We start from the raw sequence: 22,454 nt of genomic DNA, 5'->3' as shown, positions 1-22,454 counted from the left end.
AAGTGCTCAACTTTTTCAGGAGGTTGAACGAGATGGACGACTCACAGGCAGGCGCGCAGGCCCTCGCGGGCGGCGCGGATTTCCGCATCGAGCACGATTCGATGGGCGAGGTGAGGGTGCCCGCGGATGCCAAGTGGCGGGCCCAGACGCAGCGCGCGGTGGAGAACTTCCCGGTCTCCGGCCAGCGCCTGGAGCGGGCCCACATCGAGGCCCTGGCCAGGATCAAGGCAGCCGCCGCCAAGGTGAACGCCGAGCTGAAGGTGCTCGACCCGGACATCGCCGCGGCCATCCAGGAGGCCGCCGCCGAGGTCGCCGAGGGGCGCTGGGACGACCAGTTCCCGGTCGACGTCTTCCAGACCGGGTCGGGCACCTCGTCCAACATGAACACCAATGAGGTGCTGGCCACCCTCGCCACCGAGCACCTGGGCCGCGAGGTCCATCCGAACGACCATGTCAACGCCTCGCAGTCGTCCAACGACGTCTTCCCGTCCTCCATCCACATCGCCGCGACGGCGGCCGTCACCGGCGAGCTGATCCCGGCGCTGGACCATCTGGCGACCGCCCTGGAGCGCAAGTCCGCCGAGTTCGCGACGGTCGTGAAGTCGGGGCGTACGCATCTGATGGACGCCACGCCCGTCACCCTCGGCCAGGAGTTCGGCGGCTACGCGGCACAGGTCAGGTACGGCATCGAGCGGCTGCGCGCCTCCCTCCCCCGCCTCGCCGAGCTGCCCCTGGGCGGCACGGCCGTCGGCACCGGCATCAACACGCCGCCCGGCTTCTCCGCCGCCGTCATCGCCGAGGTCGCCCGCGCCACCGGGCTGCCGCTGGCGGAGGCCAGGGACCACTTCGAGGCGCAGGGCGCGCGGGACGGGCTCGTGGAGACCTCGGGCCAGCTCCGTACCATCGCCGTCTCGCTCACCAAGATCTCCAACGATCTGCGCTGGATGGCGTCCGGACCGCGCACCGGACTGGCCGAGATCAACCTCCCCGACCTCCAGCCGGGCTCGTCGATCATGCCGGGGAAGGTGAACCCGGTCATTCCCGAGGCCGTGCTGATGGTCGCCGCCCAGGTGACGGGGAACGACGCGACGGTCGCCACGGCGGGCGCGGCGGGCAACTTCGAGCTGAACGTGATGCTTCCGGTCATCGCGAAGAACCTGCTGGAATCGGTACGGCTGCTGGCCAACGTCTCCCGGCTGCTCGCGGACCGTACGGTCGACGGGATCACGGCGAACGTCGAGCGGGCCAGGGAGTACGCCGAGTCCTCGCCGTCCGTCGTCACCCCGCTGAACAAGTACATCGGCTACGAGGAGGCGGCGAAGGTCGCCAAGAGGTCCCTCGCGGAACGCCGGACCATTCGTGAGGTGGTGCTGGACTCGGGGTATGTCGAGCGCGGCGACCTCACCGTGGAACAGCTCGACGAGACACTCGACGTGTTGCGCATGACCCACCCGTGACGCCGCCCCCCGGATTGCCGGACGCTCTAGGATCCGTCCATGGCAGGTACCGGAGACATCGAGCACTGGGCGCCGGGTGATCAGATCCTGTGGCGCTACCGCCGCAACGGCGCGCCGGCCGGGTCCGGGGCGCCGGAGCGCGCCCCGGACCCGTTCCACATCTGCCGCCCCGTCACCGTCGTCCAGGACACCGACGACCTGCTCGCGGTGTGGGTGGCGCCCGGCACCGAGTGCGTGAAGCCGGTGCTGGCGAACGGCAAGGACGTGCACGCCGAGCCGCTCGCCACCCGCTACACCGCCCCGCGCACCACCGCCCGCTCCCCCTGGCTGGGAAACGGTGTGCTGAAGCTCGCCCGGCCCGGTGACCCCTGGTCGGTCTGGCTGTTCTGGGAGCCGGTCTGGCAGTTCCGCAGCTGGTACGTGAATCTGGAGGAACCGCACACCCGCTGGCAGTACGGTGTCGATTCCGAGGATCACTTTCTCGACATCTCCGTCTACCCGGACCGCAGTTGGGTCTGGCGCGACAAGGACGAATTCGCCATGGCGCAGCAGGCCGGTCTGATGGCCCCGCGGACCGCGCGGCGGGTCCGGGAGGCGGGCCGTGCGGCCGTCGAACTGATCCAGGACTGGGGGGCTCCGTTCCGGGACGGCTGGGAGAACTGGCGGCCCGATCCACAATGGCGCGTTCCCGCGCTTCCGGATGACTGGGACCGCACCCCCTCGTATACGCCGTCGTGAGACCCTTGATGCACCCCAGGGGGACAAACGTAGGATCGTCCTCCGGAGGGCCGCTCCACCCCAACCGGGAGGTGCGGCAGCGCACCTGACCACAAGTCACCGCACGAGCACCGCGCACTGCATGAGCTGTATGAGCCACATCAGTCGTATGAATCGTATGAACCACTACGAGGGGGTGGAGACGTGCTCGCTGTTGCCCGCTCCGTCGCCGGAAACGTTGTCACCGAACCACCCCGCAAGCATCCGGTTTCAGCCCCTCGTTCCGGGGCATCCGGTGACAGCCGTTGTTATCGCCGCTCTTGCCGGGGCACAGTAACGCCCCACGAGGTGATTGCCTCATACAACCGGCCCGGACGGACGGAACCCCACGCGTGACGGAGCACCCCACCTCCCACGAAGGCCGGCAGCCTCTCGCCGCCCGGTCGCAGGAACGCACCCGGCCGCGGCAGCAGGACGCCGCGCCGGCCGCCTCCCCTGCCACCGCCGCGATCCCCAACCCGGCCGCGGCGCCGGGGGCCGGCCCTGCGGCGAGCCCCGGCCCCGCAGGACTCGACCCACAGGCCGCGGTCCGTCGCGAGGGCGACCGGCTGCGTTTCGTCGGGGCCGCGACCCGGCGGATCGCCCGCGGCATAGACCTGGACGAGATCGTGCTGGGCCTGTGCCGGGCCAGCGTGCCGACGTTCTCCGACGCCATACTGGTCTACCTCCGCGACCCGCTCCCGGTCGGCGACGAGCGGCCGGTCTCCCCCTTCGTGCTGCGGCTGCGCCGGTCCGACCGGCTGCGGCTGAGCGAGGAGGAGACGGAGGGCTCGTCGGACACCGAACGCCTGCGGCTGCCCGTCATCGATCCGCACGGCGATCTGACGCCCGCGGCCGAGCTGTGCGAGGTCCGTTCGGGCGGCGCGCTGGCCGAGGTGCTGCGCGGCGTGCGGCCGGTCTTCGGGGACTCCGCGGCGGCCCGCGCCGCGCTGCCCGAGCTGCTCGGCGCCGGCCGGACCGTACCCACCGGACACCGCGCGATCCTCGCCCCGCTGCGCGGACGGCGGCGGGTGATCGGCGCCGCCGTCTTCCTGCGCGGGACGGAACGGCCGCCCTTCGAGTCCAACGACCTGCTGGTCGCGGCCCAACTGGCGACGCACACCGCGCTCGGCATCGACAAGGCCGTGCTGTACGGACGCGAGGCGTACATCGCCGACGAGCTCCAGCGCACCATGCTGCCCGACTCGCTGCCGCAGCCGACCGGCGTCCGGCTCGCCTCCCGCTATCTGCCGGCCGCCGAGACGGCCCGGGTCGGCGGCGACTGGTACGACGCGATCCCGCTGCCCGGAAGCAGGGTGGCCCTGGTCGTCGGTGACGTCATGGGCCACTCCATGACGTCCGCGGCGATCATGGGCCAGCTGCGCACCACAGCGCAGACCCTGGCTCAGCTCGACCTGCCGCCGCAGGAGGTGCTGCACCACCTCGACGAGCAGGCGCAGCGGCTGGGCAGCGACCGCATGGCGACCTGCCTCTACGCGGTGTACGACCCCGTCGCGCACCGGATCACCATCGCCAACGCCGGGCATCCGCCGCCCGTCCTGCTCCATCTGGGCGGCCGCGCAGAGGTGCTGCGGGTGCCGCCGGGCGCCCCGATCGGTGTCGGCGGGGTGGACTTCGAGGCCGTCGAGCTGGACGCGCCCGCGGGCGCCACGCTGCTGCTGTACACCGACGGTCTGGTGGAGTCCCGGCTCCGGGACGTCTGGACCGGGATCGAGCAGCTGCGCGAACGGCTCGCCGCCACCGCCCGGCTGACCGGCCCGGACCACTCGCCGCCGCTGGAGGCGCTCTGCGACGACGTCCTGGACATGCTCGGCCCGGGCGACCGGGACGACGACATCGCGCTGCTCGCCGCCCGGTTCGACGGGATCGCGCCGAGCGATGTCGCGTACTGGCACCTGGAACCGGAGGAGACCGCTCCGGGCCGGGCCCGCAGGCTGGCCCGCCGCGCGCTCAGCCGCTGGGGTCTCGACGATCTCTCCGACTCGGTGGAGCTGCTGGTCAGCGAGGTGGTGACCAATGCGGTGCGCTATGCGGAGCGGCCGGTGACGCTGCGGCTGCTGCGCACCGACATCCTGCGCTGCGAGGTCGGCGACGACTCCCCGCAGCTGCCCCGGCAGCGCCGGGCGCGTGACATGGACGAGGGCGGTCGCGGCCTGTTCCTGGTGAACCGACTGGCCAGGCGGTGGGGGGCGACGCGTCTTTCGACCGGCAAGGTGGTCTGGTTCGAGATGCCGACCCGGGGCCAGTAGAAGGGCGGGCGAAGGGCTCGGCGGAAGGGTACGGAACGGGCGCGGGGCAGAGCCCTGTACGCACGGTAGCGAAATGTTGCCGACCTCCTGTCGGCGGGTTTGACTTCAGTCGTGACCGAGACGACCTGACCGAAAACCCCACCGACGGGAGGACGCTCGTGTCCGAGGAATCAAAGACCAGGAACACCCCCTACACCACGAACAACGCCGGAATCCCGGTGGAGAGCGATGAACACTCGCTCACTGTCGGAGCCGACGGACCGATCCTGCTCCAGGACCACTACCTCATCGAGAAGATGGCCCAGTTCAACCGTGAACGGGTCCCGGAGCGAGTGGTCCACGCCAAGGGATCCGGCGCGTACGGCACCTTCAAGGTGACCAATGACGTCAGCCAGTTCACCAAGGCCGACCTGTTCCAGCCGGGCAAGCAGACCGCCATGCTCGCCCGCTTCTCCACGGTCGCAGGCGAGCAGGGCTCCCCGGACACCTGGCGGGACCCCCGCGGGTTCGCCCTGAAGTTCTACACGGAGCAGGGCAACTACGACATGGTCGGCAACAACACGCCGATCTTCTTCGTACGTGACCCGATGAAGTTCCAGGACTTCATCCGCTCGCAGAAGCGCCGCCCGGACAGCGCGGTGCGCGACCACGACATGCAGTGGGACTTCTGGTCCCTGTCCCCCGAGTCCGCGCACATGGTGACGTGGCTGATGGGCGACCGGGGCATCCCGAAGACGTACCGCAACATGAACGGCTACAGCTCGCACACCTATATGTGGGTGAACGCGGGCGGCGAGCGGTTCTGGGTGAAGTACCGCTTCAAGACCGACCAGGGCATCGACTTCTACACGCAGGACGAGGCCGACCGGATGGCCGGTGTGGACGGCGACGTCCACCGCCGCGACCTGTTCGAGTCGATCAAGCGCGGTGACCACCCGAGCTGGACGCTGTACGTCCAGGTCATGCCGTTCGACGACGCTCCGGACTACCGGTTCAACCCGTTCGACCTCACGAAGGTGTGGCCGCACGCCGACTACCCGGAGATCGAAGTCGGCCGGATGACGCTGAACGAGAACCCGGAGGACTTCTTCGTCCACATCGAGCAGGCGTCCTTCGAGCCGTCGAACCTGGTGCCCGGCATCGGTCCGTCGCCGGACAAGATGCTGCTCGGCCGGCTCTTCTCGTACCCGGACACCCACCGGTACCGGATCGGCCCGAACTACGCGCAGCTGCCCCCGAACCGCCCCCGGTTCGGCCGCAACTCGTACGCGAAGGACGGCCCGATGCGGTACGAGCCGAGCCGTACGGGAGCGGTCTACGCGCCGAACTCCTACGGTGGCCCGGCCGCGGACACCGCGCGCTACGGCGACCCCGCGGGCTGGGCGACGGCGGGCGAGATGGTCCACGAGGCGTACAAGCTGCACAGCGAGGACGACGACTGGGGCCAGGCGGGCACGATGGTGCGCAAGGTCCTCGACGACGCGGCCCGCGAGCGGCTGGTAGGGAACATTTCCGGCCATCTGCTGGACGGTGTGAGCGCCCCGGTCCTGGAGCGCTCGCTGCAGTACTGGCGCAACGTCGACAAGGACCTCGGCGACCGGATCGCCAAGAAGGTCAACGGCGGCTGACACCGCCGCACGCGGTGAACGCATGAGTCAGGGGCGGTGCCGGCCGGCACCGCCCCTGACTCATGCGTTCACCGCGCCGTCAGCCGTTCAATGGCTGACCGGGTTGTTGTCGCTGTCGTTCTGACCGGGGCGCCCGGAGTTCAGTCCGCCGCCCGGCAGGACCGGGGACTGGCTCGGCGGCGGCACCTCCGGCGACTGGCTCGGCGGCACATCGGGCGACTGGCTCGGCGACTGGCTGGGCGAGCCGCTCGGGCTCTGCGACGGCACGTCCGGCGACTGGGACGGAGTCGTTTCGGTGCTCGCCGACTGCGAGGGGGTCGTCGGCGGCGTGGTCGGCACGGTGACCTCGCCGCGCTCGACGTCCTCCAGGTCGAACTGGGCGCTGGAGCCGCCGCCCAGCGCGCCGAGGGTGTAGTCCGCCCAGATCTGCGCCGGGAAGCCGCCACCGTTGGCGCGGCCGGAGTTGGCCGTGCCGGTCAGGCTGACCTGGCCGCCGCCGTCCTTGGGCGATTCGCCGAAGAGCGCGACGACGGTGGTGAGCTCCGGGGTGTAGGCGGCGAACCAGGCCGACTTGTTGTTCTCCGACGTACCCGTCTTGCCCGCCGCCTCGTACGCCGAGGTGTTGGCCGCCCGGCCGGAGCCGGCGTCCACCACGCCGGTCAGGACGGAGGTCACGGTGTCGGCGGACTTGCGGCTGATCACCTGGCTGCCGATGCCCTCGACCGGGTCGACCGTCCGCTCACGGTGCTCGGCCGACTTCACGATGAACGGGGTGACCTTCTTGCCGTGGTTGTCGAGCGTGGCGTACGCGCCCGCCATGTCCCAGGTCGAGGCGTTCATCGTGCCGAGCGTGATGGCGGGGCGCTCGGGGAAGTTCTTGTCCGGTACGCCGAGGGCCAGCGCGGTCTTCTTCACCTCGGGCGGGCCGACGTCGACGACCATCTGCGCGAAGGCCGAGTTGATCGACTTGTTCATCGCGGTCTGCACGGTGACGTCGCCGTAGCTCTGGTCGTCCTCGTTCTCCGGGGCGAACGGGGTGTCGCTGCCCACCACCGGCCGCTTGCTGGTGCCGTCGTAGCGGGTGTTGACGCCGATCAGGTCGCCGCCCTGGGTCTTCGACTCGTTCTCCAGCGCGGAGGCGAGCACCAGCGGCTTGAAGGTCGATGCGGGCTGGTAGTCCTGACGCGTGGCGTTGGAGACGTAGTGCTTGGTGTAGCCCACCCCGCCGTACATCGCGACGACGGCACCGGTCTTCGGGTCCACGGAGGTGGCGCCCGCCTGGACGGTCGCGTCGACCTTGTTGCCCTCGCGGTCCAGCTTGGACTCCAGCTGGCGGTCGACGGACTTCTCCAGCTCCTTCTGCCGCTTCTTGTCGATGTTGAGCGTGAAGGTCCAGCCGCCGGCCTGCCGCATCTCCGCGGTGATGCCCTGCTTCTCCAGCTCGTTGTTGGCCGCCTCGACGAGGTAACCGGTCTGGCCCTCCATGCCCTTGGCGGGCTTGGGCTTGTCCGGGACCTGGAACTTGAGCTTGTCGCGCTCGGCCTGGTCGAGCCAGTCCATCTCGACCATGTTGTCGAGGGTGTAGGCCCAGCGGTCCTTGACCAGCTTCTTGCCGGTGTCCGACGCGGTCGCCCAGTCGTACTGGCTGGGGGCCTGGAGCACGGAGGCCAGGTAGGCGCCCTGGGAGACGTCGAGGTCCTTGGCGTCGACCCCGTAGTAGGCCTGTGCCGCGGCCTGGATGCCGCTCGCGCCCCGCCCGTAGTACGCGGTGTTGATGTACCCGGCGAGGATGAACTCCTTACTCTTCTTGCTGTCGACCTTGAGGGAGATCACCAGCTCCTTGAGCTTCCGGGAGATCGTCGGATCCTGCGTCAGGTAGTAGTTCTTCACGTACTGCTGGGTGATGGTCGAGCCGCCCTGCTTGCCCTTGCCGCTGAGCGTGTTGAGGACGCCTCGGGTGGTGCCCTTCAGGTCGATGCCCTCGTCGTCGTAGAACGTCTTGTTCTCGGCGGCGACGAAGGTGTGCTGCACCTTCAGGGGCACCTCGGCCAGGTCCACGATCTGGCGGTTGACCCCGTCACCGGTCCGGGTCAGCGGCGTCCCGTCGCTGTACTGGTAGACGTTGCTCTGCCGCTCGGCCAGGGCATTGGCCTTCGGGATGTCCACGTACATGTAGAGCGCCACGAAGGCGCCCATGCTCAGCAGGCAGAATCCGAAGAAAGTGCCCAGCATCTTTCGCCAGGTGAAGAGTCTGCGTATGCCGCCGCTCTTCGCGGCCCGCCGCGCTCCGCGCCGCTGGGCTCGTCGCGCATCCGCTCGACCCATCGCTGTGTTGCTCCCGTTTCTCTGCTCGACCAGATCAGCTCAGCCCAGCCAGCTAACACTGTCGGCGAGGACAGAAAGCAAGCGATGCGGTCTTTTGCGGACGTGACAATCAGCACCCGTTCTTAAGGGAACCGACTCATGAAGGGTGCCCAAGGTTGCCGGCGCAGGTAATGTGTAATCACATTGCTAGCACCGAGTCAGTCTTTCGAAACGGGGGATTCCATGCCCGACCACGGCAATCCGCACGATGTGACCACCCTTGCCGCCGATCTCACGCCCGACGCCCCGCAGATGCCCGAACCGCAGGTGAGGGAGGTGACGGCGCACAGCATTCCCGGCGGTCTCGGCCTGCTGCTGACCGTGCTCGGCGTGATCGCCGGCATCGGTCTCGCGATCATCGGCGGCGTCGTCGGCTCGAACGGGAACAACGGCCTGGGCGTCCCGGTCTGCATCTTCGGCATCCTGCTCGTCATCGCCTCGTTCTTCTGCATGACGGGTGTGAAGATGGTCGCACCGGGCGAGGCCCGGGTGATCCAGCTCTTCGGCCGGTACGTCGGCACGATCCGCACCGACGGGCTGCGCTGGATCAACCCGCTCACCAGCAGCCGGAAGATCTCCACCCGGGTCCGCAACCACGAGACCGCGGTTCTCAAGGTCAACGACGCCTACGGCAACCCGATCGAGCTCGCCGCGATCGTCGTCTGGAAGGTCGAGGACACCGCGCAGGCGCTCTTCGAGGTCGACGATTTCCTGGAGTTCGTCGCCACCCAGACCGAGGCGGCCGTCCGGCACATCGCGATCGAGTACCCGTACGACGCCCACGAGGAGGGCGGCCTCTCGCTGCGCGGCAACGCGGAGGAGATCACCGAGAAGCTGGCCGTGGAGCTCACCGCCCGGGTCCAGGCCGCCGGCGTACGGATCATCGAGTCGCGCTTCAGTCATCTCGCGTACGCCCCCGAGATCGCCTCCGCGATGCTCCAGCGCCAGCAGGCCGGCGCGGTGGTCGCGGCCCGGCAGCAGATCGTCGAGGGCGCGGTCGGCATGGTCGAGATGGCGCTCACCCGGATCGCCGAGCAGGACATCGTCGAGCTCGACGCGGAGCGCAAGGCGGCCATGGTCAGCAATCTGATGGTGGTGCTGTGCGGTGACCGCGCGGCGCAGCCGGTCCTGAACACGGGCACTCTTTACCAGTGACCGAACAGACCCCGGCACGCAGGACCCCGCCGCAGCGCAAGCAGATGCTGCTGCGGCTGGATCCCGCGGTGCACGACGCGCTGGCCCGCTGGGCCTCCGACGAGCTGCGCAGCGCGAACGCGCAGATCGAGTTCCTGCTGCGCAGGGCACTGGCGGAGGCGGGCCGCCTGCCGGGCACGGCGCGTCCGATCCCCCGCCGGGGGCGACCCCCGAAGGACGCGTCGGGCCCGCCCGGCGCCTGACCACCGGGGTTCCGGAGGCCGGGGATTCCGGAGGCGGGACCCCCGGAGCCCCCGGTATACACCGGAGGTATACACGCCATGTACAGTGCTCGGCATGTCTATCGGCCACACCCTGCTCGGGCTCCTGGAGTCCGGCCCCCGACACGGCTACGACCTCAAGCGTGCGTTCGACGAGAAGTTCGGCCATGACCGCCCCCTGCACTACGGCCAGGTCTACTCGACCATGTCCCGGCTGCTCAAGAACGGCCTCGTCGAGGTCGACGGCGTCGAGAGCGGCGGCGGCCCGGAACGCAAGCGGTACGCCATCACCGAGGCCGGGATCACCGATGTCAGTGCCTGGCTCGCGCAGCCGGAGAAGCCCGAGCCGTACCTCCAGTCGACGCTCTACACCAAGGTCGTCCTGGCCCTGCTCACCGGCCGCAGCGCCGAGGCCCTGCTGGACACCCAGCGCACCGAGCACCTGCGCCTCATGCGCATCCTCACCGACCGCAAGCGCAAGGGCGACCTCGCCGATCAGCTGATCTGCGACCACGCCCTCTTCCACCTCGAAGCCGATCTGCGCTGGCTGGAACTGACCGCCGCCCGGCTCGACCGGCTCGCCGCGGAGATGAGCGCATGATCCCCGCCGGCTCCCTGCTCAGCGCCGACGGCCTGCACAAGGCGTACGGCCGGACGCCCGCGCTCGACGGCGCGTCGTTCTCCATCCACCCCGGCGAGGTCGTCGCCGTGATGGGCCCCTCCGGCTCCGGCAAGTCGACCCTGCTGCACTGCCTCGCCGGCATCGTCACTCCCGACCGGGGCACGATCACCTACGCGGGCCGCGAGCTCTCCGCGATGTCGGACGCCGAACGCAGCGCCTTGCGCCGTACCGAGTTCGGCTTCGTCTTCCAGTTCGGCCAGCTCGTCCCCGAGCTGACCTGCGTGGAGAACGTCGCCCTGCCGATCCGGCTCAACGGCGCCAAGCGCAAGGATGCCGAGCGCACCGCCCGCCACTGGCTGGAGCGCCTGGAGGTCGAGGACGTCGGCGCCAAGCGTCCCGGCGAGGTCTCCGGCGGGCAGGGGCAGCGCGTCGCCGTGGCCCGCGCGCTGGCCGCCTCGCCCAAGGTGATCTTCGCCGACGAGCCGACCGGCGCCCTGGACTCCCTCAACGGCGAACGGGTCATGGGGCTGCTCACCGAGGCGGCCCGGTCCGCCAATGTCGCCGTGGTCCTGGTGACCCACGAGGCCCGGGTCGCCGCGTACTCCGACCGTGACGTCACCGTGCGCGACGGCCGGACCCGCGACCTGGAGCACACCGTATGACCCTGCTCGACCGCAAGAACGCGTCGGCCGCCGCCCCGCCGGGGCCCACCCCGCCCACCGGCATCGCCGCCTGGCTCCGCGACCTCGGCCTCGGCATCCGGCTCGCCGCCGGCGGCGGACGCGAGGGCTGGATCCGCACCGCACTGACCGCCGTCGGCGTCGGCCTCGGTGTGGCACTGCTGCTGACCGCCGCCTCCGTACCGCATCTGATCGAGGAGCGTTCCGCGCGCGACCAGGCCCGCGTCGAGAGCCGCATCCCCGGCGGACCCGACGCACAGGCCGAGAAGTCCGACACCTCGGTACTCCGGATCAGCAGGGAGACCGAGTACCAGGGCCGCACCGTCAGCGGCTATCTGATGCGCGCGGACGGCACGCACCCGGTCGTCCCGCCGGGCGTCGCGCGCTTCCCCGGCGCGGACGAGATGGCGGTCTCCCCCGCGCTGAAGAAGCTGCTGGACTCCCCGGACGGCCGCCTCCTCAAGGAGCGGGTGCCGTACCGGATCACCGGCACGATCGCCGACTCCGGCCTGGTCTCGCCCGGGGACCTGCTCTTCTACGCCGGCAGCGGCACCCTGACGTCCGCCGACGGCGGTCACCGGATCGCCGCCTACGGCAACCCGGACGGCGGCAAGGAGATGCCGCCCATCCTCATCGTGCTGATCATCATGATCTGCGTGGTGCTGCTGGTGCCGGTCGCGATCTTCATCGCGACAGCGGTGCGGTTCGGCGGCGACCGCCGCGACCGCCGGCTCGCCGCGCTGCGCCTGGTCGGCACGGACATCCGGATGACCCGCCGGATCGCGGCCGGCGAGGCCCTGTTCGGGGCGGTCCTCGGCCTGCTGATCGGTGGGGCTCTCTTCCTGGTGGGACGTGGCTTCGTCGGTCACATCGAGATCTGGAACGTAAGCGTCTTCCCGTCCGACCTGGTGCCCTCCGCCGGGCTGACGGCACTGGTCGCCGTCTCCGTTCCGGCGGCGGCGGTGCTGGTCACGCTGGCCGCCCTGCGCTCGGTGGTGATCGAACCGCTCGGCGTCGTACGGGGCGGCCGCAACCGCAGGCGCCGGTTCTGGTGGCGGCTGCTGATGCCGGTCGCGGGCCTGGTGGTGCTCCTGCTGAGCGACAAGGTCGAGCCGTACGCCCCGGTCAACCCGTACCCGATCGCGGGCGGTGCCGTGCTGGTCCTGGTCGGGCTCGCGCTGCTGCTGCCCTGGCTGGTCGAGGCGTGCGTGAACCGGCTGCACGGCGGTCCGGTGCCCTGGCAGCTGGCCACCCGCAGGCTCCAGCTGAGCAGCAGCGCGGCCTCCCGCGCGGTCAGCGGAATCACCGTCGCGGTCGCGGGCGCGGTGGCGCTGCAGATGCTGTTCGCCGCGGTGGGCGACGAGTTCAACAAGTTGACCGGGCAGGACCCGTCGCGGGCCCAGTTCTACACGTTCTCCGAGAAGGTCGACCCGGAGGCGGCGGCCCGGACCATCCAGGAGTTCAAGGCCACCAAGGGAGTGACGGCCGTCATCGGCAAGGTCGAGGTGTACGTCACCCGGCCCGGCAAGTACACCGAGGACGAGGTCCAGCCGACCACAAGTCTCATCGTCGGCGACTGCGGAACCCTGCGCGAACTGGCCCGGATCGGCTCCTGCGCGGATGGCGACACCTTTGTGGTCCACCCCAGGAACGACAAGGAGATGTCCGACTGGGTGGACCAGACGGCCCGCAAGGGCAAGGAGGTCGAGATCGACCCGGGCGCCGGCCGGAAACCGATGCGGTGGACGCTGCCCGCCGACTCCCGGACGGTCGTCGCCCGCCACGATCCGCTGGGCGAGGACTCCTGGGGAATCATGGCCACCACCGGCGCGGTCGACCCGAGCACACTGCCGGGCGCGACGACCCAAACGCAGATCCGGGTCGACGAGAGCGTCGAGGACGTCGCGGAGTACGTACGGAACACCGCGGCCAGGATCGACCCCGGGATGCGGGTGGCGTCCCTCAAGTCGGTGGCCCGTGACGAGAAGTACGCCAGCGTGCAGCGCGGCCTCCAGGCCGGTGCGACCGCGACGCTGCTGCTGATCGCCGCCGCGATGCTGGTCTCGCAGCTGGAGCAGCTGCGCGAACGCAAGCGCCTGCTCTCGGTGCTGGTCGCCTTCGGCACCCGGCGGTCCACCCTCGCCTGGTCGGTGCTCTGGCAGACCGCCGTGCCGGTGGTCATCGGGCTGATGGTGGCCGTGGCGGGCGGACTCGGTCTGGGCGCGGCGCTGGTCGCCATGCTCGACAAGAAGGTCACCGAGTGGTGGCTGTTCCTGCCGATGACCGGCGCGGGCGCGGCGCTGATCCTGCTGGTCACGCTGGTGTCGCTGCCGCCGCTGTGGCGCATGATGCGCCCGGACGGCTTGCGCACGGAGTGACGGGGACGGAGAGGCCCTGAAGGGGTGCGGTCCCGCGGTACCGCACCCCTTCAGTCGTTCTGCCGGCCGTCCGTCACCCGTACCGGCAGCGCCGTCATCGCCTCCCGCAGCGCCGCCGCGAACTCCTCGAACTCCTCGTGCCGCGCCGCCCCGGTCCGCATCCCCAGCGCAACCCGCCTCGACGGTGCCGGTTCCGCGAAGTACCCGGTGGCCAGCGCCTCGTTGCGGCCGGTCTCGACCCTCACCGCGGTACGCGGCAGCAGCGTCACACCGAGCCCGCCGGCGACCAGCTGGACCAGCGTGGAGAGCCCGGCCGCGGTCGTGGTGACCGGCGCGCCCTCCGTGCGTCCCGCCTCCCGGCAGATGTCCAGGGCCTGGTCGCGCAGGCAGTGCCCCTCGTCGAGCAGCAGCAGCGGCAGCTCGCGCAGCGCCTCGCGCGGAATGTCGGCGCGCCCGCCCAGCCAGTGGTCCTTCTCCATCACCAGCACGAAGTCCTCGTCGAAGAGAGGGAGTTCACTCACCCCCGGCACCCCGAGCGGCACCGCGAGCAGCAGCAGATCCAGCCTTCCCGCGGCCAGCCCCTCCAGCAGCGAGGAGGTCTGCTCCTCGTGCACCTGGAGGTCGAGCTCCGGGTAGCGCTCGTGGACCAGCCGCAGCACGGTCGGCAGCAGATACGGGGCGACGGTCGGGATCACCCCCAGCCTGAGCACCCCGGTGAACGGCGCCCGGACCGCCTCGGCCTCCTCCATCAGCTCACCGACGGCCTCCAGCACCGCCCGGGCCCGCACCGCGAGCCGCTCCCCGGCCGGCGACAGCAGCACCTTGCGCGTCGTACGCTCGATGAGCTGGACACCCAGTGCCTCCTCCAGCGCCGACACCGCCCCGGAGAGCGCCGGCTGACTCATCCCGATTGCTGCCGCCGCGTCCCTGAAGTGCAGATATTCGGCGACGGCCACGAAGGCGCGCAGCTGCGACAGGCTGGGCTGTTTGGGCCTACTGCCCTGATTGCTCTGGGCCACTGATAGGCACCTCCGATCATCACGGTCGAGTGTAGCTATTTCCGTGATCAATGCACTCTGTGCCAAGGTGGACTCCGTCCAACCCTCAGGAATCCCCCAAAAGGGAATTCCTACGCTACAAGGAGAGCGCGTGCTCACTGTCGGTGACAAGTTCCCCGAGTTCGACCTGACTGCTTGTGTCTCGCTGGAGAGCGGCAAGGAGTTCGAGCAGATCAACCACAAGACCTACGAGGGCAAGTGGAAGATCGTCTTCGCGTGGCCGAAGGACTTCACCTTCGTGTGCCCCACCGAGATCGCCGCCTTCGGCAAGCTGAACGAAGAGTTCGCCGACCGTGACGCCCAGATCCTCGGCTTCTCCGGTGACTCCGAGTTCGTGCACCACGCCTGGCGCAAGGACCACCCGGACCTGACCGACCTGCCCTTCCCGATGATGGCCGACTCGAAGCACGAGCTCATGCGTGACCTCGGCATCGAGGGCGAGGACGGCTTCGCCCAGCGCGCCGTCTTCATCGTCGACCAGAACAACGAGATCCAGTTCACGATGGTGACCGCCGGTTCCGTGGGCCGTAACCCCAAGGAGGTCCTGCGGGTCCTGGACGCCCTGCAGACCGACGAGCTGTGCCCGTGCAACTGGACCAAGGGCGAGAACACCCTCGACCCGGTCGCCCTCCTCTCGGGCGAGTGAGCTGACAGCGACATGGCACTCGACGAACTGAAGGCCGCCGTTCCGGACTTCGCCAAGGACCTGAAGCTGAACCTCGGTTCGGTCATCGGGAACAGCGAACTCCCGCAGCAGCAGCTCTGGGGCACCGTTCTCGCCTGCGCGATCGCCTCACGCTCGCCGAAGGTGCTGCGCGAGCTGGAGCCGGAGGCGAAGGCCAACCTCTCCGCGGAGGCGTACACCGCCGCGAAGTCGGCCGCCGCCATCATGGCGATGAACAACGTCTTCTACCGGACCCGGCACCTGCTGTCGGACCCCGAGTACGGGACGCTCCGTGCGGGTCTGCGGATGAACGTCATCGGCAAGCCCGGCGTGGAGAAGATCGACTTCGAGCTGTGGTCGCTCGCCGTCTCCGCGATCAACGGCTGCGGCCAGTGCCTGGACTCCCACGAGCAGGTGCTGCGCAAGGCCGGCGTGGACCGTGAGACCATTCAGGAAGCCGTCAAGATCGCCTCGGTGATCCAGGCGGTCGGCGTGACCCTCGATGCCGAGGCCGTGCTCGCCGAGTAGGACCAGCAGTACCCCTTGTACGAGAAGGGCCCCAGGGACGACCGACCGTCCCCGGGGCCCTTCTCCCTTGTGCCCGTGGGTCCTACTTGCCGCGCCCGTTCTTCGTACCGCCGTCGATGCCGTCGTCGCCGTGGCCGATGTCCTCGGGCGGCGATCCCGGCGCGGGCGTCGGAGCGACATCGACCGCGGTCGCCCCGCGCGGGGACGGCGCGTATCGCAGGGCCTGCTCCTGCCCGTACGTCCGCAGATAACCGACCACCGTGTTGGTGACCGCGACCAGCGGCACCGCGACGACCGCGCCGCCGATGCCCGCGATCATGCCGCCCGCGGCGACCGAGAGGACGACGGCGAGCGGATGCACCCGCACCGCGCGTCCCAGGATGAAGGGCTGCAGCACATGGCCCTCGATCTGCTGCACGGCGAGCACCACCGCCAGCACCATCAGGGCGGTGAACACGCCCTCGGTGACCAGTGCGACGACCACCGCCAGTGCCCCGGAGATCACGGCACCGACCAGCGGGATGAAGGCGAAGAGGAAGATGAAGACGGCCAGCGGCACCGCCATCGGCACATCGAGGAAGAAGATCCCGAGCCCGATGAAGAACGCGTCGATCAGCGCCACTATGACGGTGCCCCGTACATAGGCGGTCAGGGTCCGCCAGGCGCGCGGCCCGGCGCCCGCGACACCGGGCCGGGCCTGGGCGGGTACCAGCTTCAGCACCCAGTGCCAGATGCGCCTTCCGTCGTACAGCAGGAAGAGCGTCGAGAACATCGCCAGCAGTATCCCGGTGAGGACCTCCACCATCACGGTGACACCCTCCAGTCCTGCGGAGGTGATCTGCTCGGTGTTGGTGCCGATGGTGTCGCTGAGGTTCTTCGCGATGTCGTTGATCTGCTGCTCGGTGACGTGGAAGGGGCTGTCGAGCAGCCAGCGCTTCAGCTCGTCGATACCGTCCCGCACCCGGTCGGAGAGGGTGTCGATGTTGTCCATGACCTGCCAGACCACGAACCAGCCGACCAGGCCCATGATGACGAAGCCCAGGATCGCCGTGACAGCGGTGGCCAGGCCGCGCGGCAGCCCGTGACGGCGCAGCCGGGCCACGGTCGGCTGCAGCATCGCGGTGACGAGCAGCGCGGCGACGAATGCCAGAACCACCAGCTGCACGGCGCTGATGACCTTCATCAGCACCCAGAGGGTGCCCGCCAGGACGAGCAGCCGCCAGCCCGCCTCGGCCGCGACGCGCATCCCCCAGGGGATCGCCGCGACCGGATCGGGCCGGGCGGCGACCGAAGGGGCGTACGAAGGCGGCGGTGGCACATGGTCGGCCACGGCACCGCGCCGGGCCTCCTCGCCCGGCACGGCTCCGGCCGGCATGTCTGCGGCGGGCACCGCGGAGGCGGTCACCGGCAACGCGGTCCGCGCAGCCTCGTCCCCCGCGGCCTCGTCCCCCGCGGCCTCGTCCCGGCGCTGCTCCAGCCGATCGCCCAGCTCGGTCAGTTCGGCGCCCAGCCGGCCGAGCCACCCCGGAAGTTTCGACATGATGGTTCCTCTTCCCCCGTCTTCTCTCCCCACCGCTCCCCCACCGAGCCGTCCGGACCTGACCGTACACGCGCGAAGCCCCTCACCGTAGGACGGCGAGGGGCTTCGCGCGGTTGGGACCGGAACCTCAGGAGGCTCTAGTACCAGCGGTTGGCCTGCCAGAAGGACCAGGCACCGCACGGGCTGCCGTAGCGGCCGTCCATGTAGCTGAGGCCCCACTTGATCTGGGTGGCCGGGTTGGTCTGCCAGTCGGCACCGGCGGACGACATCTTCGAGCCGGGCAGCGCCTGCACGAGGCCGTAGGCACCGGAAGACGGGTTGCTCGCCCGGTAGTTCCAGGTCGACTCGTGGCTCACGATGTTGCTGAAGCACTGGAACTGGTCGCCAGGAACCATCTGACGGGCCATCGCCTGAACCTCGGCCACGGTGTACGAGCTCTGCGTGGCGAACGCGGAAGCGCTGCGGACCGAGGAGCGGCTGGCGCGCTCGGCGCGCTCCTTCTTCTCCTGGCGCTCCTTCTCCAGCCTGTCCTCGGCCGCCGCCTTCTTCGACTTGGCGTCCTTGGCGGCCTGGATGCGGGCCGCTTCCTCCACGGACTTCTTCGCGGCCGAGTCGGCCGCGGATGCCTGGGCGTCGGCCTGCTGCGTCAGCGAGGCGGTCTGCACCTGGGCCTGCTGGCCCGCGGGGATGTCTGCGAGCAGCGTGGTGTCGGCTGCGGTCGCCTCGAAGTTGTTGTCATCGGCAGCGGGAGTGCTGCCCGAGGCAACGCCTACGACGGCGCCAACGGTGGTTACGGCTGTGGCAGATGCCACGGCGAACCCCCGGACCGAGATCCGGCTCACACGGTGTCCTTCCAGCATCGCCCGCTTAGGTGACCTCGCGGACGCAATCGTGCCCCTGGCGCTGGCCTCCCTACTGCTTGGGTCACGGGAGGCACGGGCCCGGTGGGCGACTCCCCGGAGGGAGTGCCGCGTGGTGCTCGCGGGCGGCATACGGACGGCGATTGTTGAGTTGTGTGGTGCGTGGCACCTCTGGAGGTGCGGGTGTGCCGTATGCGGGGCCTGACGGAAGCAAGACTCTGCCGGAACGGCACGCCGGGAAGCAATTCTCTGTTGCGTGTGAAAGCTCACACCTCGTTTGGAGCAAGTGATTTACGGAAATGGCGCCGCAGCACGGTGCCGCCCGGCTAAGCTGCTTCGCTCGCCGGGCGGCACCAACTGTCCCAACCCGTATCAGATCTGGCCTTCCTCCAGCATTTCGGTCACCAGTGCGGCGATCTGCGAGCGCTCGGAGCGGCTGAGGGTGACATGCGCGAAGAGCGGATGCCCCTTCAGTTTCTCGACCACGGCGACGACTCCGTCGTACCGGCCGACCCTGAGGTTGTCCCGCTGGGCCACGTCGTGCGTGAGCACCACCCGGGAATTCGCCCCGATCCGGGACAACACGGTCAGCAGTACGTTCCGTTCGAGCGACTGTGCCTCGTCGACGATCACGAAGGCGTCGTGGAGCGAACGGCCCCGGATGTGGGTGAGCGGCAGGATCTCCAGCATCCCGCGCCCCAGCACCTCCTCGATGACCTCGCGCCCGGCCACCGCCGAGAGCGTGTCGAAGACGGCCTGCGCCCAGGGGCTCATCTTCTCGGCCTCGGTGCCGGGGAGATAGCCCAGTTCCTGCCCGCCGACCGCGTACAGCGGGCGGAAGACCATCACCTTCTGGTGCTGCCTGCGCTCCAGGACGGCTTCGAGGCCGGCGCAGAGCGCCAGCGCCGACTTGCCGGTGCCGGCCCGGCCGCCCAGCGACACGATGCCCACGTCCTGGTCGAGCAGCAGATCGAGGGCGATGCGCTGTTCGGCACTGCGGCCGTGGATGCCGAAGGCCTCCCGGTCGCCGCGCACCAGGCGCACATTGCCCTCGGCGGTGACCCGGCCGAGCGCCTTGCCGCGCTCGGACTGGATGACCAGCCCGGTGTGCACGGGCAGTTCGGCGGCCTCGGGTACGTACAGCGTCTCCTCCCCGTAGAGCAGATCCACCTGCTCGCCGGAGAGCGGGACCTCCGACATGCCCGTCCAGCCGGAGTCGGTGATGGCGAGTTCGGCGCGGTACTCCTCCGCGAGGAGGCCGACCGAGGACGCCTTGATGCGCAGGGGCAGGTCCTTGGAGACGACGGTGACGTCGTACCCCTCGGCCTGGAGATTGCGCGCGACCGCGAGAATCCGTGAGTCGTTGTCCCCCAACCGGTAGCCGGCTGGCAGTACGCCGGGATCGGAATGGTTGAGTTCGACGCGCAGCGTCCCGCCCAGATCCCCGAGCGGGATCGGGGCATCCAGCCGGCCGTAGCGGACCCGGAAGTCGTCCAGCAGGCGCAGGGCCTGCCGGGCGAAGTAGCCGAGCTCCGGATGGTGCCGTTTGGCCTCCAGTTCCGTGACCACGACGATCGGGAGCACCACTTCGTGCTCGTCGAACCGGGCCATGGCGTTCGGATCGGCCAGCAGGACGCTGGTGTCGAGAACATAGGTGCGCCTGTCGGACATGCGGCGCTTTGTGCTGGTCACCACGGAAGGACGTACCCCCTCGGACGAGGTTGGGGTGCGACGGTGTCGCGGAGCATCCCAATGGGAGAGGACGGACCGGGTTCGGGCCCCGAAGCACGGGCCGAGTACCGGCCCTCCGCGTCGGCCGCGTTGTTCGTACGGTCCTTCGTGTGCAAAGGGCCTCCCGGGCGAGCGGACTCCATGCCGCTCACTTGGACACGACGTCCGCCTGGTTTTTGACCGGACGTCGACCTGTCAGGGGTATTCCCTCGAACACGCGAAGCCATGCCGCCCGGGGCGGGCGGGGTGAGCTGGGAGTTGCGCCCCGGGCAGGTGGGGTCGGGCGCACCACCCGCGCGGCTCCGTCCTCAATCGCCGGACGGGCCGGGAATGATCGCCGGACGGGCCGGAGGCAGGGAACGGGCCCCGGAAGGGTCTGCGGAGGGTCAGCCGCCGAAGCGGCGGCCTCGGGCGGCGTAGTCGCGCAGCGCGCGGAGGAAGTCGACCTTGCGGAAGGCCGGCCAGAAGACCTCGCAGAAGTAGTACTCGGAGTGCGCGGTCTGCCAGAGCATGAAGCCGGACAGCCGCTGCTCGCCGCTGGTGCGGATGACCAGGTCCGGGTCGGGCTGGCCCCGGGTGTAGAGGTGCTCGGAGATCAGGTCGGTGGAGACGATCTCCGCCAGGTCCTCGAACGATGTCCCCTTGGCGGAGTGGTCCAGCAGCAGCGAGCGGACCGCGTCGGCGATCTCCTGGCGCCCGCCGTAGCCGACGGCGACATTGACCAGTATTCCGTCGACACCGACCGTGGCCTGCTCGGCCTCCTTGAGCACCGTCTGGGTGTGGGCGGGCAGCAGGTCGAGCGTGCCGACGTGGTGGACCCGCCAGCGGCCGTCCGACGCGAGGTCCCGCACGGTGTTCTCGATGATCCCGAGGAGCGGTGTCAGCTCGGACTCGGGGCGGTCGAAGTTGTCCGTGGAGAGCAGCCAGAGCGTGACGACTTCCACATCCGTCTCGCTGCACCAGCCGAGCAGTTCCTTGATCTTGTCCGCGCCCGCCTGGTGCCCCTGCGCGGCCGTGCCTCCGGACGCCTTCGCCCAGCGCCGGTTGCCGTCGAGGATGACACCGATGTGCTTGGGCACCTGGGCGTGGTCGAGGCGGGCCTCCACCCGGCGCGCGTAGAGCCCGTACACCAGGTCGCGCAAGTTCACTGAGTTCACCTCTCGGTTTCGTGCGGGCCCGCCCGCCCCTTTGCCCGGGGTCCGGGGCCGACCCCCTGGGGATCGCCGCACTGGTCCACAGAGTCCATCGCCCCGCCGTGCCGTGGCAGTCCCCGAAGCCGCCACATTACTGCGCAGGCGGCGTACCGGCCCAACCCGGCCTGTCACAAGTCCGTGATAAGGAGAGAAACGTGACTGATTCTCCTCTCCACTACCGGGCCGCCGGTTCGCGCTACGACTCGATGGAGTACCGCCGAGCCGGCCGCAGCGGTCTCAAGCTCCCCGCCGTCTCCCTCGGCCTCTGGCACAACTTCGGCGACGACCGCGCGCTGGACTCCCAGCGGGCGATCCTGCGCCGCGCCTTCGATCTCGGCGTGACCCACTTCGATCTGGCCAACAACTACGGTCCGCCGCCCGGCTCCGCCGAGCTCAACTTCGGCAAGCTGTTCCGCCAGGACTTCGCCCCGTACCGGGACGAGCTGATCATCTCCACCAAGGCCGGCTACGAGATGCACCCCGGCCCTTACGGCGAATGGGGTTCCCGTAAGTACCTGCTGTCCTCGCTCGACGCCTCGCTGAAGCGGATGGGGCTGGATTACGTCGACATCTTCTACTCCCACCGCTTCGACCCGGAGACCCCGCTGGAGGAGACGATGGGGGCCCTGGCCTCCGCCGTCCAGCAGGGCAAGGCGCTGTACGTGGGTGTGTCCTCGTACAACGCGGAGCAGACCACCGAGGCGGCCGGGCTGCTGAGGGAGATGGGTGTACCGGCGCTGATCCACCAGCCGTCCTACTCGATGATCAACCGCTGGATCGAGGACGACGACCTGCTCGACACCCTGGAGACGGCCGGTATGGGCTGCATCTCCTTCGTGCCGCTCGCCCAGGGCCTGCTCACCGGCAAGTACCTGGCAGGCATCCCGGAGGGTTCCCGCGCCACCCAGGGCAAGTCCCTGGATCCCGGTCTGCTCTCGGACGAGGTGGTGCGCCGGCTGAACGGGCTGAACGACATCGCCCGCCGGCGCGGTCAGTCGCTCGCCCAGCTGGCGCTCTGCTGGGTGCTGCGCGACAACCGTATGACGTCCGCCCTGATCGGCGCGTCGAGCGTGAAGCAGCTGGAGGAGAACGTGGCGGCGCTCGCCGGGCAGCCGCTGTCCGCCGAGGAGTTGAAGGAGATCGACACCTTCGCCGTGGACACCGCGGGCACCAACATCTGGGCCGGACGAGGCTGACGGAAGGGGCGGCTGCGCGGGGCCGGCACGAGCCCGCCGCCGCGGCCACAAAAAACGGGCCGGTCCGTGGGGGGGGGTTACGGACCGGCCCGAGGGGGGGGTTTCCACCATAAC

18 protein-coding genes are annotated in these 22,454 nt (G+C 69.8%); 12 read left to right on the top strand and 6 right to left on the bottom strand.

Annotated elements, in window-relative coordinates:
* Positions 1 to 32: 32 nt before the first annotated feature.
* From OG978_RS26085 to OG978_RS26070, 4 genes are all read left to right on the top strand, one after another.
* Positions 33 to 1,457, top strand: coding sequence for a class II fumarate hydratase (locus OG978_RS26085; RefSeq protein ID WP_326767530.1), 1,425 nt, complete (start codon positions 33 to 35; stop codon positions 1,455 to 1,457).
* A 39-nt stretch (positions 1,458 to 1,496) separates the two neighbouring features.
* Entirely contained in the window at positions 1,497 to 2,195 is a 699-nt protein-coding gene (gene fomD / locus OG978_RS26080) for a cytidylyl-2-hydroxypropylphosphonate hydrolase (RefSeq protein WP_326767529.1), read from the top strand.
* A gap of 371 nt (positions 2,196 to 2,566) precedes the next feature.
* Complete coding sequence (locus OG978_RS26075) at positions 2,567 to 4,483, top strand: SpoIIE family protein phosphatase (RefSeq protein WP_326767528.1); 1,917 nt, start codon at positions 2,567 to 2,569, stop codon at positions 4,481 to 4,483.
* 158 nt (positions 4,484 to 4,641) lie between these two features.
* A complete protein-coding gene (locus OG978_RS26070; protein ID WP_326767527.1) occupies positions 4,642 to 6,111 on the top strand; it encodes a catalase in 1,470 nt (489 codons plus the stop codon).
* A gap of 87 nt (positions 6,112 to 6,198) precedes the next feature.
* Here OG978_RS26070 and OG978_RS26065 read toward each other — a convergent pair whose 3' ends face one another.
* Positions 6,199 to 8,436, bottom strand: coding sequence for a transglycosylase domain-containing protein (locus tag OG978_RS26065; protein WP_326767526.1), 2,238 nt, complete (start codon positions 8,434 to 8,436; stop codon positions 6,199 to 6,201).
* 222 nt (positions 8,437 to 8,658) lie between these two features.
* Here OG978_RS26065 and OG978_RS26060 point away from each other — a divergent pair, with 222 nt between their 5' ends.
* From OG978_RS26060 to OG978_RS26040, 5 genes are all read left to right on the top strand, one after another.
* Positions 8,659 to 9,630 (top strand): SPFH domain-containing protein, encoded by a 972-nt coding sequence (locus OG978_RS26060; protein ID WP_326767525.1) that lies wholly within the window; start codon positions 8,659 to 8,661, stop codon positions 9,628 to 9,630.
* The gene (locus OG978_RS26055; protein WP_326767524.1) at positions 9,627 to 9,872 is read left to right on the top strand and encodes a hypothetical protein; all 246 of its coding nucleotides are present in this window, start codon (positions 9,627 to 9,629) and stop codon (positions 9,870 to 9,872) included. The genes OG978_RS26060 and OG978_RS26055 overlap by 4 nt, the downstream gene beginning before the upstream one ends.
* 94 nt (positions 9,873 to 9,966) lie before the next feature.
* On the top strand, positions 9,967 to 10,491 hold the full coding sequence (locus OG978_RS26050) for a PadR family transcriptional regulator (protein WP_326767523.1): 525 nt from the start codon (positions 9,967 to 9,969) through the stop codon (positions 10,489 to 10,491).
* Positions 10,488 to 11,174 (top strand): ABC transporter ATP-binding protein, encoded by a 687-nt coding sequence (locus tag OG978_RS26045; protein ID WP_326767522.1) that lies wholly within the window; start codon positions 10,488 to 10,490, stop codon positions 11,172 to 11,174. The genes OG978_RS26050 and OG978_RS26045 overlap by 4 nt, the downstream gene beginning before the upstream one ends.
* The gene (locus tag OG978_RS26040) at positions 11,171 to 13,570 is read left to right on the top strand and encodes an FtsX-like permease family protein (protein WP_326767521.1); all 2,400 of its coding nucleotides are present in this window, start codon (positions 11,171 to 11,173) and stop codon (positions 13,568 to 13,570) included. The genes OG978_RS26045 and OG978_RS26040 overlap by 4 nt, the downstream gene beginning before the upstream one ends.
* A gap of 50 nt (positions 13,571 to 13,620) precedes the next feature.
* Here the strand turns inward: OG978_RS26040 and OG978_RS26035 are convergent, their stop codons facing one another.
* Entirely contained in the window at positions 13,621 to 14,589 is a 969-nt protein-coding gene (locus tag OG978_RS26035) for a hydrogen peroxide-inducible genes activator (RefSeq protein ID WP_326767520.1), read from the bottom strand.
* A gap of 130 nt (positions 14,590 to 14,719) precedes the next feature.
* On the opposite strand from OG978_RS26035, the gene OG978_RS26030 reads away from it, so the two are divergent.
* A complete protein-coding gene (locus OG978_RS26030) occupies positions 14,720 to 15,274 on the top strand; it encodes a peroxiredoxin (protein WP_259934020.1) in 555 nt (184 codons plus the stop codon).
* 12 nt (positions 15,275 to 15,286) lie between these two features.
* Positions 15,287 to 15,820 carry an alkyl hydroperoxide reductase gene (locus tag OG978_RS26025; RefSeq protein ID WP_072483998.1) on the top strand — a complete coding sequence of 178 codons (534 nt, stop codon included), beginning with the start codon at positions 15,287 to 15,289 and terminating at the stop codon, positions 15,818 to 15,820.
* An 82-nt stretch (positions 15,821 to 15,902) separates the two neighbouring features.
* Here the strand turns inward: OG978_RS26025 and OG978_RS26020 are convergent, their stop codons facing one another.
* The 4 genes from OG978_RS26020 to OG978_RS26005 all read right to left on the bottom strand — a co-directional run bounded on the left by OG978_RS26020 (position 15,903) and on the right by OG978_RS26005 (position 21,099).
* Positions 15,903 to 17,360: an AI-2E family transporter gene (locus tag OG978_RS26020; RefSeq protein WP_326767519.1), complete on the bottom strand. Its 1,458-nt coding sequence runs from the start codon at positions 17,358 to 17,360 to the stop codon at positions 15,903 to 15,905.
* 137 nt (positions 17,361 to 17,497) lie between these two features.
* Positions 17,498 to 18,202 carry a lytic transglycosylase domain-containing protein gene (locus OG978_RS26015; RefSeq protein ID WP_326767518.1) on the bottom strand — a complete coding sequence of 235 codons (705 nt, stop codon included), beginning with the start codon at positions 18,200 to 18,202 and terminating at the stop codon, positions 17,498 to 17,500.
* Positions 18,203 to 18,592: 390 nt separating this feature from the next.
* Positions 18,593 to 19,915 (bottom strand): PhoH family protein, encoded by a 1,323-nt coding sequence (locus OG978_RS26010; protein WP_326767517.1) that lies wholly within the window; start codon positions 19,913 to 19,915, stop codon positions 18,593 to 18,595.
* 422 nt (positions 19,916 to 20,337) lie between these two features.
* Positions 20,338 to 21,099, bottom strand: a complete 762-nt coding sequence (locus tag OG978_RS26005) for an isoprenyl transferase (RefSeq protein ID WP_326767516.1) — start codon at positions 21,097 to 21,099, stop codon at positions 20,338 to 20,340.
* Between the two features lie 200 nt (positions 21,100 to 21,299).
* Between OG978_RS26005 and mgrA the strand changes: the two genes are divergently transcribed.
* A complete protein-coding gene (mgrA, locus tag OG978_RS26000; RefSeq protein ID WP_326767515.1) occupies positions 21,300 to 22,340 on the top strand; it encodes an L-glyceraldehyde 3-phosphate reductase in 1,041 nt (346 codons plus the stop codon).
* Positions 22,341 to 22,454: the final 114 nt, after the last annotated feature.

The sequence above is a fragment of the Streptomyces sp. NBC_01591 genome, from assembly GCF_035918155.1.
GTDB lineage: Bacteria > Actinomycetota > Actinomycetes > Streptomycetales > Streptomycetaceae > Streptomyces.
The sequence above is the reverse complement of the archived record's forward strand: the minus strand, read 5'-3'. Positions and strand labels throughout refer to the sequence as shown.

Coding starts and splice junctions, on each gene's coding strand:
- OG978_RS26085 (WP_326767530.1), top strand. CDS start 33: ATGGACGACTCACAGGCAGGCGCGCAGGCCCTCGCGGGCGGCGCGGAT.
- OG978_RS26050 (WP_326767523.1), top strand. CDS start 9,967: ATGTCTATCGGCCACACCCTGCTCGGGCTCCTGGAGTCCGGCCCCCGA.
- OG978_RS26025 (WP_072483998.1), top strand. CDS start 15,287: ATGGCACTCGACGAACTGAAGGCCGCCGTTCCGGACTTCGCCAAGGAC.
- OG978_RS26060 (WP_326767525.1), top strand. CDS start 8,659: ATGCCCGACCACGGCAATCCGCACGATGTGACCACCCTTGCCGCCGAT.
- OG978_RS26065 (WP_326767526.1), bottom strand. CDS start 8,436: ATGGGTCGAGCGGATGCGCGACGAGCCCAGCGGCGCGGAGCGCGGCGG.
- OG978_RS26045 (WP_326767522.1), top strand. CDS start 10,488: ATGATCCCCGCCGGCTCCCTGCTCAGCGCCGACGGCCTGCACAAGGCG.
- fomD (WP_326767529.1), top strand. CDS start 1,497: ATGGCAGGTACCGGAGACATCGAGCACTGGGCGCCGGGTGATCAGATC.
- OG978_RS26040 (WP_326767521.1), top strand. CDS start 11,171: ATGACCCTGCTCGACCGCAAGAACGCGTCGGCCGCCGCCCCGCCGGGG.
- OG978_RS26020 (WP_326767519.1), bottom strand. CDS start 17,360: ATGTCGAAACTTCCGGGGTGGCTCGGCCGGCTGGGCGCCGAACTGACC.